Raw genomic sequence first — 14,132 nt, 5'->3', positions numbered from 1 at the left:
GAAGAATAGAGCTGTTATAAAAATATAAATGAGCTGGATGACTGGTTGCACTAGTTAAAGGTTACTCTAACCAAATAAAAGTAGCTTGGCGTCCAGTAATACCATCACGACGATAAGAATAGAACGCATCGGCATCAGCGAAGGTACATAGATTAGAGTCTGTCACAGAAGTTACACCAACTTTGTTCAGTCGTTGCGTTGCAAGCTGAGACATATTCGCTAGCCATTTGCCTGGTTCAGCTTTGGCTTCAAATGCGAGCTTAGCTTGAGAGTCAAAACTAACGAAAGCTTCCAACACATCATCGCCTACTTCAAAAGCTTGTTTGCCTATTGCAGGACCAAGCCAAGCAATGATCTTATTCTCTGAACCTAAGTTTGAAAACTTTGCGACGGCATTTTCAAGAATGCCACCAGCAAGACCACGCCAACCAGCATGAACTGCAGCAACTTGAGTGCCTTTGGTATCAGTAAGGATTACAGGTAAGCAATCGGCTGTCATCGCAGAACAAACAACATCTTTAGCTGTGGTAAATGCACCGTCAGCATCAAGAATATCTGCCGTAGGGTGTAAAACCGTAACGACATCTGTTGAGTGAGTTTGATGTAGCCATACCGGAGCGGCAGGCATATTAGCGTGTTGCTTGAGCCAGGCTCTGTTGTTTTCAACAAGCGAAGTATCATCCCCAACATGCGTACCTAGGTTTAATCCTTGATACGCACCAGTAGAAAAACCATCAAAACGTGTCGAAGCAAATGCTTTCACGTTTTTTGGTGCATTCCAGTTAGGGATGATCATCGACATGATTAAATGTCGTCTTCCAAGTTTTCGCGCGCATCAACACGTAACGCTTCAGCCATCACAACCATGTCATTTGGCACAGGAGCGTGGAACTCAACTTCTTCACCTGTAATTGGGTGAACAAATTTAAGCATAACAGCGTGTAGCGCTTGGCGATCAAAAGAACGAATCATGGTCGTTAGTTCTTCAGATGCACCTTTTGGAATACGAGCACGGCCACCGTATGCAACGTCACCTAGCAGCGGGTGCTGAAGGTATGACATGTGAACACGGATTTGGTGAGTACGACCCGTTTCTAGGCGTAGACGAATACGAGTATGCTCGCGGAAGTGCTCAGCAACACGGTAGTGAGTTACCGCTGGTTTCCCTAATTCATTTACGTCCATTAGAGTACGCTTAGTTGCGTGACGGCTAATGCCTTTTTCTACCACACCACCAGCGGTCATTTTGCCAATTGCAATTGCTTCATACTCACGAGTAATACGACGCTTAGCAAGCGCACGCACAAGACGAGTTTGAGCTGGAACCGTTTTAGCCACAACCATAAGGCCTGTTGTGTCTTTATCAAGACGGTGCACAATACCTGCACGAGGCACTTCTGCAATCTGTGGGTAATGGAAAAGCAATGCGTTTAGTATGGTTCCATCCGGTGTGCCTGCGCCTGGGTGTACAACCAGATCGCGAGGCTTATTGATAACCAATAAGTCATCATCTTCGTAGACAATGTTTAGAGGAATATCTTGTGCTTCCCAGCGCTCTTCATCTGCAAGTTCAGCTTGCAAGATGATCTCTTCACCGCCCAAAACCTTAACGCGCGGCTTTGTAATAACTTCGCCATCCACTTGGATTTTGCCGTCAAGAAGCCACTCTTTAATGCGAGAGCGAGAAAAATCGGTAAATAGTTCAGCGACAGCTTGGTCTAAACGTTGACCTAACTGGCTGCTTTTTACTGTGTCTGTTAATGTGATCTGCTGAGCCATATCGAACTTTTTTAAAAACCGTGAGACTAATACCCATTAGTATGGATAAAATAGAATAATTGCATCATTGTATCTGTTACTGGTTAGAAAGTAACGGAAGCTTACGAAATATTTAATTCAAGGAATCGACGCCTGACATGAAACACCTTACTTTATCGGGTCTATTAGCCGTATCACTCTTGGTTGGTTGTTCAAGTAGTGAAGAGATAGTGCCAGATGTACCACCATCGGTTCTCTACTCTGACGCTCAAGAATCACTGCAGAGCGGTAGCTGGCTTTCAGCAATAGAAAAGCTAGAAGCCCTAGACTCACGTTACCCATTCGGCGCCTATTCTGAGCAAGTACAGCTCGATCTGATTTACGCTTACTACAAAAATGATGACTTGGCACTTGGCCTCGCTACCATTTCACGTTTCCTACGTTTGAACCCAACGCATGAGAAACAAGACTGGGTTCTTTACATGCGCGGCTTAACGCACATGGCGCAAGACCGAAACTTCATGCACGATATTTTTAATATCGACCGTAGTGACCGAGATCCTGAACCAGTGAAACTTGCGTTTGCTGACTTCAAGCGACTACTCGAACGTTTCCCTAGTAGCCCTTATGCTGAAGATGCACAAAAACGCATGTTCGCACTTAAGAACCGCCTAGCAGAGTATGACTTAGCAACCGCTGATTTCTACCTACGCCGCGAAGCTTGGATTGCTGCGATCAACAGAACGCAAGAGCTGCAAAAAACTTACCCAGACACCATTGCTGCGCGTAAGTCTTTAGATATCCAGCTAAAAGCTTATCAACAACTCGGCCTAGATGACGCTGTGTTAAGAACAGAAAAGTTGATTGAGTTAAACCCACTACCTTAATCAAACCTCTTACATCTCAATCCTAAAAGCGCGCTAATTTACTAGCGCGCTTTTTTTCATCTACATATCGCAAACTTGATGGATCGCATAATACACGGTATCTTCAAAAGATAACTTTTAACAAAACATCAACATGGAGTGTGGATGTGAGTAGGTTGTTATTATTTATCTGGATATCGCTATTTAGCCACTTATCCTACGCATTAGAACTGTCTCCATTAAGCAATAAGCCTTACATGGGTGACTTGGATGTGCTCAAAACCAAAGGAACGGTTAGAGTGCTAGTGTCTGCCGATCTTGGTTTCTATTACATCGAGGATGGCAAGCCAAAAGGCATCGTGGCAGAAATGCTCTACCACTTTGAGAAAAGCCTTCGTAAGAAACATCCCTATCTCAATGTTCAAATCATCCCCGTGCAACGAGATGATCTACTTCCCTCTTTAGAGTCTGGCTATGGTGATGTCGCTGTCGCTAACCTAACGATCACCGATAAACGATTACAAACCATCGATTTTTCGGATCCGATGATTAAAGATGGTAAAGAACTCATTATCACAGGGAAAAAGGCCGAACCTATCACCGAAATCAAGCAATTGAGTGGCAAAGAGGTGTGGATACGAGCAAGCTCGAGTTACTTCGAGAGTGTACAAAGAGTTAATAAGGAGCTTAACGAGCTAGGTTTACCACCACTGCATGTCCACTTTATCGAGGAGTCATTACAAGACTACGAGCTGATAGAACTGGTTAACCAAGGTTATATACAAGGCACAATTCTGGATAACCATAAAGCCAAGCTCTGGATCGATGTAATGGAAAACATTCAAGTCCATAACGACTTACCTTTACGAGAAAATGGTCGTATTGCTTGGGCTTTAAGAAAAGACAGCCCTCAACTGAAGAAAGAGATAAACAAATACGTCAAGACCGCACGAACAGGCACCCTGCTTGGGAATGTCATCTACCAGAAATACATCGACAATACTCGCTGGTTAGGCCGAGCACTCAACCCCAATAAAGTAGACCGAGTAGCTAAACTCTCAGATGTCTTTGAAAAGTATTCGAGCAAGTATGAATTTGATCCTTTAATGATGTCAGCTCAAGGTTTCCAAGAATCAGGACTGGATCAGAGCCGGATTTCTCATCGCGGGGCTATTGGTGTGATGCAGGTATTACCGAGTACCGCCAAAGATAAAAACGTCAACATCAAGAACATCCATAAGGTGGATAACAACATCCATGCGGGTGTGAAGTATATGCGCTTTATCAAAGACCGATATTTTGACGACCCGGCAATATCACACGACAATCAAATCTACTTTACCTTGGCTTCTTACAACGCTGGTCCTGCTAAGATCAGAAAGATGAGGAGCATTGCCAAGCAGAAAGGTTACAACCCAAACATCTGGTTTAAAAACGTAGAAATCATCACTCGCAAATACGTGAGTAAAGAACCCGTAACCTATGTTGCCAACATCAATCGTTACTTCGTAATCTATAAACAATTACAAGCTATCAATGCTATCCGAGAGGACGGCACAGCGAGATTACTGAACACTAACGACTAGGATCGCCTCCATCCCAGAGCTGGGGAGCCAAAGGTATTAGGTAAAGCTAAAAAACACAAAAGCCGCATAAGAATACTTATGCGGCTTTTGTTTATCTAATTCTGAAGAAGCTTATGTAGCGACCTATATTACAAGACCTATATCACAAAACACTATTGAGTAAATTTCAATCAAGCACTTTCCATAGGCTGTAGGACGCCCCTAAAAACTGATTTAATTTTTAGCGAAGCCTTGCCTCCAAGTTATCGTTTTTCATAAGGATAACAAGCATTTTTCGCCAAAAAGATACTAAGACTTGCGTAAGATCACATTTGATTTTAATGCTTATCCCACCCAACCAAAACAAGATCTAGATCACATTCTTTATTCCTAAAAGTCGTAATCTGAAGTTAACCCATGAGGGATACAACAGAGGAAAACTTCTATGAAAATGAACATCACTGGTAAAAACATCGACATTACCTCTGCAATCCGTGATCACATAGAAAGCAAATTTAAAAAGCTAGATAAATGGCAAGTAGACATCATTGGCTGCCAAGCGAGCTTTAGCGAAGAACCAAACAAGAAGAAGAAATTTGAAGCGGTACTAACCGTACCAAAAGGCCAACTTGTTGCTTCATCAATCCATGACGACCTCTACGTAGCGATCAACGAAGTAGAACAAAAACTAGAGCGTCAACTCAACAAGCTACGCCATAAACCAGAAGCGCGCCGCGCTGAAAAGCCTGAAATCGAAGAGCTAGAAGCTGAAGTAGAATAAGGAAAGAGAACAGATTAAAAAATAGCGCCTCAGGGCGCTATTTTTTTGCTTGACGCTCGTAGCTCGCTTGCTTATTGTGTTTAAACATTCATAAAACAATCACTTTTTATGCACACTCAATCTTTGTTTATTTTTGACTTCTTTTTTCTTCCGTAAATCGGAGGCTAAGTCGTTTTAGAAAAACAAGTCAAAAACGAACAAGAAGCCTCCCACACTAGGGAGGCTTTTTTATAAGGACACATTTATGACTGACCGCTCAATTTCACTGGATGATATCCGCCTTCGTCTTAATGATTTAGACGACGAACTCCTGAAGTTACTTTCAGAGCGTCGCAAGCTAAGTATCGAAGTCGCTAAAAGCAAAGTAGAGACATCAAAACCAGTTCGTGATGCAGTACGAGAACAACAACTATTAGTTAAGCTGATCAACAACGGCAAAGATAAATACGAACTTGATGCGCAGTACATTACCAAGCTGTTTCACACCATCATCGAAGATTCCGTTTTACTACAACAGTCATACTTACAAAACCTAGCGAACCCGCAAAGCCGTAAACCATTGGCTCGCGTTGCATTCTTAGGTTCTAAGGGATCGTATTCTCACCTTGCGAGCCGCGAATACTTCAGCCGCAAGAATATGGAATTGATTGAGCTGAACTGTAATCACTTCAAAGAAGTCGCATCAACAGTAGAGTCTGGCCATGCCGACTACGGTGTCCTGCCGATTGAGAACACCAGTTCAGGGTCAATTAACGAGGTCTACGACCTGTTACAGCATACGACTCTATACATTGTTGGCGAACTTTCTCAACCGATTGAGCACTGCCTTGTTGCTAAAAGTGATATCCGTTTAGAAGACATCAAAACACTCTACTCGCACCCACAACCTCATCAACAATGCAGTGAGTTCTTGAGCCGCCTTAAGGGTGTCAACCTTGAGTCTTGCGCAAGCACCGCTGATGCAATGAAAAAAGTTAAAGAATTGGGTGGTAATGACGTAGCTGCTATTGGTAATGCATCGAGCGGTAAGCTTTATGGACTACAGCCAATCCAGAGCAATATTGCAAACCAAACAGAGAACCACACTCGTTTCATCGTTGTGGCGCGTAAGCCTGTTGAAGTATCGACTCAAATACCAGCGAAAACAACGCTCATCATGTCGACATCTCAAGAGGCGGGTTCTTTGGTAGAAACACTACTGATCCTGCAACGCTTAGGCATCAACATGACTAAGCTAGAATCTCGTCCTATCATGGGTAACCCTTGGGAAGAGATGTTCTATGTCGATTTAGAGGCGCATCTGGATTCAGATAATATGCAACAAGCGATAACGGAACTAACAGCCATTACTCGCCACCTTAAGGTGTTGGGTTGCTACCCAAGTGAGAACATCAAAGCGACTCAAGTTAAGTTGTCATAGCTGAAAGTGAGTATCAGCTTTTAGCTAACATAAGTATTTGGCCTACAGCAGGCCAAATACTTAAATCACCCTCTAGTCGAGTACTATTCTCGCTAAGAAAACTCACCCTAGCATGCCTGAAACACAATTCACTTGTTTCGCACATTCGGCACGCTTACTCTCTCCACTACTTGAGCCTTTCTAACAAAAACTCATTAGTGGCTTTTTTTATCAATAAAGACAAAACCTTACCCCCTTCACAGGAAATCATCGAACTACGTATAATTAATAGCGAGTAAGCATTAAGTAACATAAACTTATGCGCTTAATTTATAAATAGTGTTGTCATTAACTATGAAGCTAAGTACTAAAATCTTACTACTAATAGCCCCTGTGATACTGATCAGTACCGCGGCTTCTAGCTATATTATTTATTCGACGCAAAAAAGCAGTTTCATCAAACGCGAAGACAACGCACTTCAACTGAACATGGAAAAACTAGCCGGATACTTTCGCCAATCTCGTTCGTTCCTCAATAGCTACTCTTACACCTTGACCCAGAGTGATATGGTGAAGCGTTATTTTCTCACTGATCAAAATCTATCTCGCGATCTTGAACTGGTCAGTAATCTTCGAGAAGCCATTCATTTCCTGCAAGATGACGATGAAAGCTATACAGGTTTAGCGCTTCTTAATGGTGATCGAAAACTGCGTTATTACGCGGATAATAGCAATGACTCACGCACTCAGATTGACAGTAAGATATTGGAGTATGTTGACCTGCACTATCAAGACACCTTAGCAACATCGAGTACCAACTATATTCAAAACTCCCAAGGCGAAGGGATGTTGGTTCACTATGACAAGGTAGATAGAAAAGCGATTTTCCCAACCGTTAACAATCAACCCGACGATGTGTTCTTTGTTGTTGTCTCTGTCTCTCTCGACAAATTTAATGCGCTGAGAAAACAGATAGAGTTCGACTACCAAACCAGTTTATTCTTCACATCCATAGCGGTTTCTTTGGAAAATGATGTCACCCACTCAGTCAAGCTTGCTCCAGAACTGTACGCCACGGTCGATCCGGCGCAATTCCTATTAGAAAACAAGCTCGATTCAATTTGGAACAAGCTGAGTTTGTCGTTTGCCCTGTCTGCGTTTGTGACTGTCGCTCTGCTACTCATGCTTCTGTCTCGCACTGTGATTACTCCAATAACACGGCTCGATCGACAGCTACAGCAAGTCGAAAAAAAACAACGTAAGAACATTGAACGCTTAGGCACTCGTGATGAACTTGGCCGCTTATCACAGCGTTTTTATGACATGTACCAAGAGCTAGACAACACCTACCAGCAAACCAAGCTCTTGGCCGAAAATGATCAGTTAACCCAAATAGCCAATAGGCATCAGTTTCAAACCTTCGTTCAGCAATCGTTGCCAAAACCGAGTTCGAATACCGAAACCTGGGTTCTCTATTTTGACTTGGACAACTTCAAGTTTGTGAACGACAAATACGGGCATCAAATCGGCGACTCGATTCTGGTTTCTTTTGCTCAGCGTATTTCAGATATTTGTCGTCATTATAAAGAGGAATTCGACGCTCATTGTATGCCAGCCCGACTTTCTGGAGACGAGTTCGTTGTCTACATTAACGCTCCTAGTCACCGAGGAAATGTCGCGCATCGATTCTCGAACGATTTGCTCACTCCACTGCAAAAAGGCTTTGTCACCGAATCAGGCAGCTTTCCGATCACGGTCAGTATTGGTATTGCGACCTACCCTAATGATGGCAACTCAATCGAGAAGCTTCTGTCCAACGCGGATACCGCGATGTACCAAGCCAAGCGTGCCGGTAAAAACCAATTTGCTGACTATTCAAGAGATTTAGACAAAGTAATTCAACGCCAAGCAAACATCGAGCGAGCACTCAGAGACAAGAACTTTGATGACGAATTTAGACTCGTCTATATGCCCTATATGGATTCAACCGGAGCCCATATTATTGGTGTTGAGGTTTTATTGCGCTGGGATTCGAAACAACTTGGTTTAGTTCCACCTGATGAGTTCATTCCAATAGCCGAACAAACCGGGCTGTTTGAACATGTTGACCGCTGGGTAATACAGAATGCGTTTGCTTCATTCCATCGACTTCAGGCTCAATTTGATCACTCAATTCAATTGTCGATCAACCTATCTTCTGCTGGCATTGAAACCACTCATCTTGCGGGTTTCATTAAAGAACACGCGGAGTTAAATCGAATTCCACCAAGCCTAATCGATTTTGAAATCACTGAAACCTTTTACTCAAATTCAGAAGGTTTTCCATTGCTGAACGAACTGGCATGCATGGGCTATCGACTTGCGATTGATGATTTTGGTTCCGGTTACACCTCTATCACTCAACTGGTGCAGTATCCAACTCAGAAAATTAAATTGGATAAAGCGTTTTTGGATACCTTGATTGAGACCAATAACCAGAACATCGTAAAACCGGTTATCGGGTTGTGTCATGCTCAAGGGAAAAAGGTCACCGCCGAAGGGATTGAAACTCAGGGCATGCACCAGTGGTTACAGGATGCACAGTGCGATATGCTGCAAGGCTATTACTTTGGTAAACCCATGCCACTAGAAGAATTGAGTGACTGGTACCGACAACATCAACTCAATCTAATCGACAACAAAAAGAATCCGACACATGAAATCTGTAATCATCGCATCGCTGAACCCAGCTAAAATCAACGCCGTTAAAAGTGCGTTCTTATCTGCTTTTCCTGATACTGAATTTGATTTCCAAGGCATCAGCGTTCCTAGTGGTGTCGCCGATCAACCGATGAGCAATGATGAAACCTATCAAGGTGCCGTGAATCGAGTTCACAACGCAACTCAAGCTCAGCCTGATGCAGACTTCTATGTTGGTCTAGAAGCGGGAATAGAAACAAACGTCACCTTTGCCTGGATGGTGATCGAAACGAATGGCCAACGTGGCGAGTCTCGTTCAGCAAGTCTGATGCTGCCACCAGCCGTGCTTGAGAAACTAGAGCATGCAAACGAGTTAGGGGATGTGATGGATGAAGTGTTTGGTACCGACAATATCAAACAGAAAGGTGGTGCCATTGGCCTACTGACACATAACCAATTGTCACGCAGTTCGGTCTATCATCAAGCTTTAATTTTGGCTCTGATCCCATTTGTGAATCCTGAACACTTTCCTATTTAGTATTTGAGGCTTCCTTAAACTTCAAAAGATTCCAAGAACAATCTTCAGAAACAAAAAACGCTAACATCCAGTTAGCGTTTTTTATCGAATTCGTATTCATACTATCGCGTGATAGCTTAATTCCATTATTACTTTAGCAATAGGTCGGCGATCACGACTTTCTCTTGCTCAGATTTGGCCTTTAGCTCATTTGAGCCTCTGGTTATCGTCGCTACGCCTACGCCCAGCATTTGACTCACCTGTCGTTGAGACATATCGCCTTTCATCAGCTCACAGAAGATATTAATTCGAGCAACCAGAGCATCTCGCTCGTCTGGTGTCATCATCATAGTCAACAACAGCTCGTGCTGATCTTTTTCGACAGCCGTCTTTACCAAGTCCATCAGTTGTTGCCAATTATCATATTCAGGTTGTGATGCCATATCTCTACACTTACTTTTAAATTCTGACTTTAAAGAGTCGCTTAACGATTGAAAGCGTTTAACACTTTATACCGAAACACTTGATGCGATCCAATGTAAAAAGGCAGTAAGTGGAAATGGTTAGCACTCACTGCCTTTATTCTTACTCAGTTTCGGGCCAAATGCCGAAGGCTTAGTATTTCGTTTTTGCCTCATGGGGCGCTAAAAACGTCCCTTTCTCACCCAAGATATCTCGATAGTAGGTCTCAAACATCAAGATATTCTGAACGTAGCCACGTGTCTCTTTGAATGGGATCATTTCGATAAATGCAAAGGCATCGAGCTTTTCATCGCTGCGTGAACGCCACTGTTTCACACGGCTAGGTCCAGCATTATAAGCCGCAAACGCAAAGATACGGTTGTCATCATATTGAGCGAGTAAACCATCTAAGTAGTGACTGCCAATCTCAATGTTTTTGCCGACATCATAAAGATCATCGCTGCCCTGATACTTAATCTTATGTTTGTTCGCTGTGTATTGCGCCGTCTTGGGCATAATTTGCATAATGCCACGCGCGCCAACTGGAGAGCGAGCTTCTGAATCCATCGCACTCTCTTGTCTTGCTAAAGACATCAAAGTGATTGGATCGAGATCGTGCTTTTCAGCGTAGAAGTTAAACCACCACTTATGAGCAACAGGGAAGCGCAGCGCAATGTTATCCCACATCTTCGCAGAGATACTCGCTGTTACGGTAAAGTGATTCCAACGCTGTGTCGCAGCGTAAGCGGCAAGCATCTCTTTTTGCTCTTTATCTGCATTGGTCAGTAACCAGCGCCATTCACTTTTCGCTGCCGCAATTTTGTCTCGGTCAATCAGTTCACCAATACGCACCAAAGAGGTGTCGAATGGCTTCACTGTTTCAGCATTGTATTTAAGTGTCGATGTTGGATATTGAACTGGCTTACCTAACTGCTTAGCCGCAGCCACACTGTAGAAATTACGCTGACCCAAGATATCTGACAGTCGCTTATTGCCTTTGTCAGTATCGCCCGTCGCGATTTCAGCTCTGCCCTGCCAATATTGCCAACGAAGCGAAGCCTGATGTTTATCATCCAAGCGCGCTATCCACTCTTTCAAACCCGTCCAATCGGCATGTTGAATTGCTAAGCGAGCACGTCGTTCCAGCAGAACTTGCTTTGATGAACTCGCGATCATTTTGTCGCGCCACACCATTAACTCTTCAGAGTCGGTGTTGATCAGACGAAACGTTAGGTAATCAGCGAGCTCTTGAGATTTCTCTTTCGAAAACTTCTGAGCCTTGATGACATCATCAAACACCTTTTGAGCACTGCTTGATGATTTCCTTGCTAGCTTCTCGAAAGCAAACTCGGTTTGAGCTTGGTAGAATTCATTCGCTGGATGTTTTTTAGCAAACGCGAGTACATTTTCAGGCTTGTTGTACAACGCCTTCATCTGCTTCGCTTGAGCAATTGACTCATCATGATCCAATTGCTTAATCAGATAGCTCATTAACTTACCGTTACGGCCCTCGAACGCTAGCAGCATTCTATCCAGAATCAGCTCATCAGTTCTTAGCCCAGCTTGATCCCAGCTTTTAAATAAAGGGTCACAAGCGTCATCAACACCACTACCACTCAACCAAAGTTGTTTAGCTCCTTTAAAGGCAAGCTCTTGGTTACCTTGCTCGTAATGCGCTCGATAATAAATACATTGGTATTTTTCACCGACAGGCTCTTTGGTTTGAAACTCAAGGATCGTCTTCCACTGTTTTTGAGAAGCCAATGAATCCAAATAAGGTGCGCGCATTCGATTGGAGAAAGGCAATGCCTTGTTCTCTTCAATGAAAGCATCGACCTCAGCAGGTGTGCGATCACCTAAGCCAATCAGAAAGGCCCGATAATCGGTGTAAGGTGTTAAAGGGTATGTTTGAATTTTGTTACGCAGCGCGGAGTAAGCTTTTAGATCACGGCTGTCTAAAACCTCTTGCGCTTTATCATAAACGTCACGCTGCATTTCAAGCTCGGATGCATTGCTAGCCATAGCGACCGGAGCCAGTGAAACCGAAGACAAAATTGCCGATGCAGCCACAGCAATTTTCGTATTACCAATGCGGAAAAACATTCGCTCTTTCCTTAGTGCGTGTATGAATACGTGAAGTCTATTTACGCCCGACATCACATCAAATGTAAAGGGTTTGAGTGTAAATATTATTAATATTTAACACTTCGCCTCAGAAGCCCATTAAATATAGTTTTAATGACCAATGTGACAATAATAGGTAAGGATTAGTTCAAGAGTGGCTTTTCTGCCCTAGGAGTAACATCTTTGAGGATATTGGTATAAAATAGCAGACAATTTTGAACAATAATTAGGATCGATCGGCAATGGCTGAATACGTATATACCATGTCTCGGGTGAGCAAAACTGTTCCACCTAAGCGTCAAATTCTTAAAGACATTTCTCTTAGCTTTTTTCCTGGCGCTAAAATCGGTGTTTTGGGTCTAAATGGTTCAGGTAAATCTACCCTACTACGTATCATGGCTGGTATTGATACTGATATTGATGGTGAAGCACGTGCACAACAAGGCCTTAAAGTAGGTTATCTACCACAAGAGCCTGTGCTAGACGAATCAAAAACTGTTCGTGAAATCGTAGAAGAAGCGGTTTCTGACGTTGCTGACGCACTTAAGCGTATTGATGCGGTTTACGCAGCTTACGCAGAACCAGATGCAGACTTCGATGCACTGGCAAAAGAGCAAGGCGAACTAGAAGCTCTGATTCAAGCAAAAGACGGTCACAACTTAGAGACTGCTCTAGAGCGTGCTGCTGATGCACTTCGTCTTCCTGAGTGGGATGCGAAAATTGAATTCCTATCAGGTGGTGAGCGTCGTCGTGTTGCTATCTGTCGTCTACTTCTTGAAAAGCCAGACATGCTGCTTCTTGATGAACCAACCAACCACTTGGATGCAGAATCAGTAGCATGGCTTGAGCACTTCCTTGTTGATTACAGTGGTACTGTTGTGGCGATTACCCACGACCGTTACTTCCTAGACAACGCAGCTGGCTGGATTCTAGAACTTGACCGTGGTGAAGGTATCCCATGGGAAGGTAACTACACGTCTTGGCTAGAGCAAAAAGACGAGCGTCTTAAGCAAGAAAAAGCGGGCGAAAGCGCACGTCAAAAGACAATCGAGAAAGAACTTGAATGGGTTCGTCAAAACCCTAAAGGCCGTCAAGCTAAGTCTAAAGCTCGTATGGCTCGTTTTGAAGAACTGACAACTGGCCAATACCAGAAGCGTAACGAAACCAACGAACTGTTCATCCCGCCAGGTGAGCGTCTAGGTGATAAAGTTCTTGAAGTGAACAACCTGACTAAATCGTTTGGTGATCGCGTTCTTATCGACGACCTATCGTTCAGCATGCCTAAGGGCGCAATCGTCGGTATCGTTGGTGCCAACGGTGCAGGTAAATCAACACTATTCAAGATGCTAAGCGGTGCAGAACAGCCAGATTCAGGTACAGTTGAACTAGGCGAAACCGTTAAGCTTGCTTCTGTTGATCAGTTCCGTGACAGCATGGACGACACTAAGACAGTATTCCAAGAGATCTCTGAAGGCGCTGATATCATTAAGATCAACAACTTCGAAATCCCTGCGCGTGCTTACTGTTCTCGTTTCAACTTTAAAGGCAACGACCAACAGAAGATCATCGGTGAGCTTTCTGGTGGTGAACGTAACCGTGTTCACTTAGCGAAACTGCTAAAAGCGGGCGGTAACGTACTGCTACTCGATGAGCCTACCAACGACCTTGACGTTGAAACGCTACGTGCTCTTGAAGAAGCACTGCTTGAATTCCCGGGCTGTGCAATGGTTATCTCGCATGACCGTTGGTTCCTTGACCGTATTGCGACCCATATCTTAGACTACCGTGATGAAGGTCAAGTTAACTTCTACGAAGGTAACTATACTGAGTACACTGAGTGGCTTAAGCAGACTCTAGGCGCACAAGCGGCAGAGCCACACCGTATCAAGTACAAGCGTATAGCTAAGTAAATAAGCTTGTATTTTGAACAAAGGCCGCGATAATAGCGGCCTTTGATATATCTGGCTTACGTGTAATGCAT

General features: G+C 43.6%; 11 protein-coding genes and 1 other annotated feature. Of the genes, 7 read left to right on the top strand and 4 right to left on the bottom strand.

What is annotated here, in order from left to right; genetic code table 11:
• Window positions 1-61: 61 nt before the first annotated feature.
• Complete coding sequence (gene pgeF / locus BCU07_RS01205) at window positions 62-802, bottom strand: peptidoglycan editing factor PgeF (protein ID WP_017071396.1); 741 nt, start codon at window positions 800-802, stop codon at window positions 62-64.
• A 2-nt stretch (window positions 803-804) separates the two neighbouring features.
• Entirely contained in the window at window positions 805-1,779 is a 975-nt protein-coding gene (rluD, locus tag BCU07_RS01200) for a 23S rRNA pseudouridine(1911/1915/1917) synthase RluD (protein ID WP_017059364.1), read from the bottom strand.
• 137 nt (window positions 1,780-1,916) lie between these two features.
• On the opposite strand from rluD, the gene BCU07_RS01195 reads away from it, so the two are divergent.
• The 6 genes from BCU07_RS01195 (at window position 1,917) to yjjX (ending at window position 9,586) form a co-directional block, all read left to right on the top strand.
• Window positions 1,917-2,645, top strand: a complete 729-nt coding sequence (locus tag BCU07_RS01195; RefSeq protein ID WP_017059363.1) for an outer membrane protein assembly factor BamD — start codon at window positions 1,917-1,919, stop codon at window positions 2,643-2,645.
• A 140-nt stretch (window positions 2,646-2,785) separates the two neighbouring features.
• A complete protein-coding gene (locus BCU07_RS01190; protein ID WP_347232038.1) occupies window positions 2,786-4,210 on the top strand; it encodes a lytic transglycosylase F in 1,425 nt (474 codons plus the stop codon).
• A 424-nt stretch (window positions 4,211-4,634) separates the two neighbouring features.
• Window positions 4,635-4,970 carry a ribosome hibernation-promoting factor, HPF/YfiA family gene (hpf, locus tag BCU07_RS01185; protein ID WP_004735034.1) on the top strand — a complete coding sequence of 112 codons (336 nt, stop codon included), beginning with the start codon at window positions 4,635-4,637 and terminating at the stop codon, window positions 4,968-4,970.
• 110 nt (window positions 4,971-5,080) lie between these two features.
• Window positions 5,081-5,202, top strand: a sequence feature (Phe leader region).
• A gap of 12 nt (window positions 5,203-5,214) precedes the next feature.
• Window positions 5,215-6,390 (top strand): prephenate dehydratase, encoded by a 1,176-nt coding sequence (pheA, locus tag BCU07_RS01180; protein ID WP_017059361.1) that lies wholly within the window; start codon window positions 5,215-5,217, stop codon window positions 6,388-6,390.
• A gap of 333 nt (window positions 6,391-6,723) precedes the next feature.
• Window positions 6,724-9,102, top strand: coding sequence for a putative bifunctional diguanylate cyclase/phosphodiesterase (locus BCU07_RS01175; protein ID WP_102428688.1), 2,379 nt, complete (start codon window positions 6,724-6,726; stop codon window positions 9,100-9,102).
• The gene (yjjX, locus tag BCU07_RS01170) at window positions 9,065-9,586 is read left to right on the top strand and encodes an inosine/xanthosine triphosphatase (RefSeq protein ID WP_017062855.1); all 522 of its coding nucleotides are present in this window, start codon (window positions 9,065-9,067) and stop codon (window positions 9,584-9,586) included. The genes BCU07_RS01175 and yjjX overlap by 38 nt, the downstream gene beginning before the upstream one ends.
• Window positions 9,587-9,714: 128 nt before the next feature.
• Here the strand turns inward: yjjX and trpR are convergent, their stop codons facing one another.
• Entirely contained in the window at window positions 9,715-10,008 is a 294-nt protein-coding gene (gene trpR, locus BCU07_RS01165; RefSeq protein WP_017059358.1) for a trp operon repressor, read from the bottom strand.
• Between the two features lie 172 nt (window positions 10,009-10,180).
• Window positions 10,181-12,130 (bottom strand): murein transglycosylase, encoded by a 1,950-nt coding sequence (gene sltY / locus BCU07_RS01160; RefSeq protein WP_102428687.1) that lies wholly within the window; start codon window positions 12,128-12,130, stop codon window positions 10,181-10,183.
• A gap of 263 nt (window positions 12,131-12,393) precedes the next feature.
• Between sltY and ettA the strand changes: the two genes are divergently transcribed.
• The gene (gene ettA / locus BCU07_RS01155) at window positions 12,394-14,061 is read left to right on the top strand and encodes an energy-dependent translational throttle protein EttA (protein WP_017056147.1); all 1,668 of its coding nucleotides are present in this window, start codon (window positions 12,394-12,396) and stop codon (window positions 14,059-14,061) included.
• Window positions 14,062-14,132 lie beyond the last annotated feature (71 nt).

This window comes from Vibrio sp. 10N.261.54.E10, assembly GCF_002877735.2.
In the GTDB taxonomy this organism is placed as follows: Bacteria; Pseudomonadota; Gammaproteobacteria; order Enterobacterales; family Vibrionaceae; genus Vibrio; species Vibrio crassostreae_C.
The sequence above is the reverse complement of the archived record's forward strand: the minus strand, read 5'-3'. Positions and strand labels throughout refer to the sequence as shown.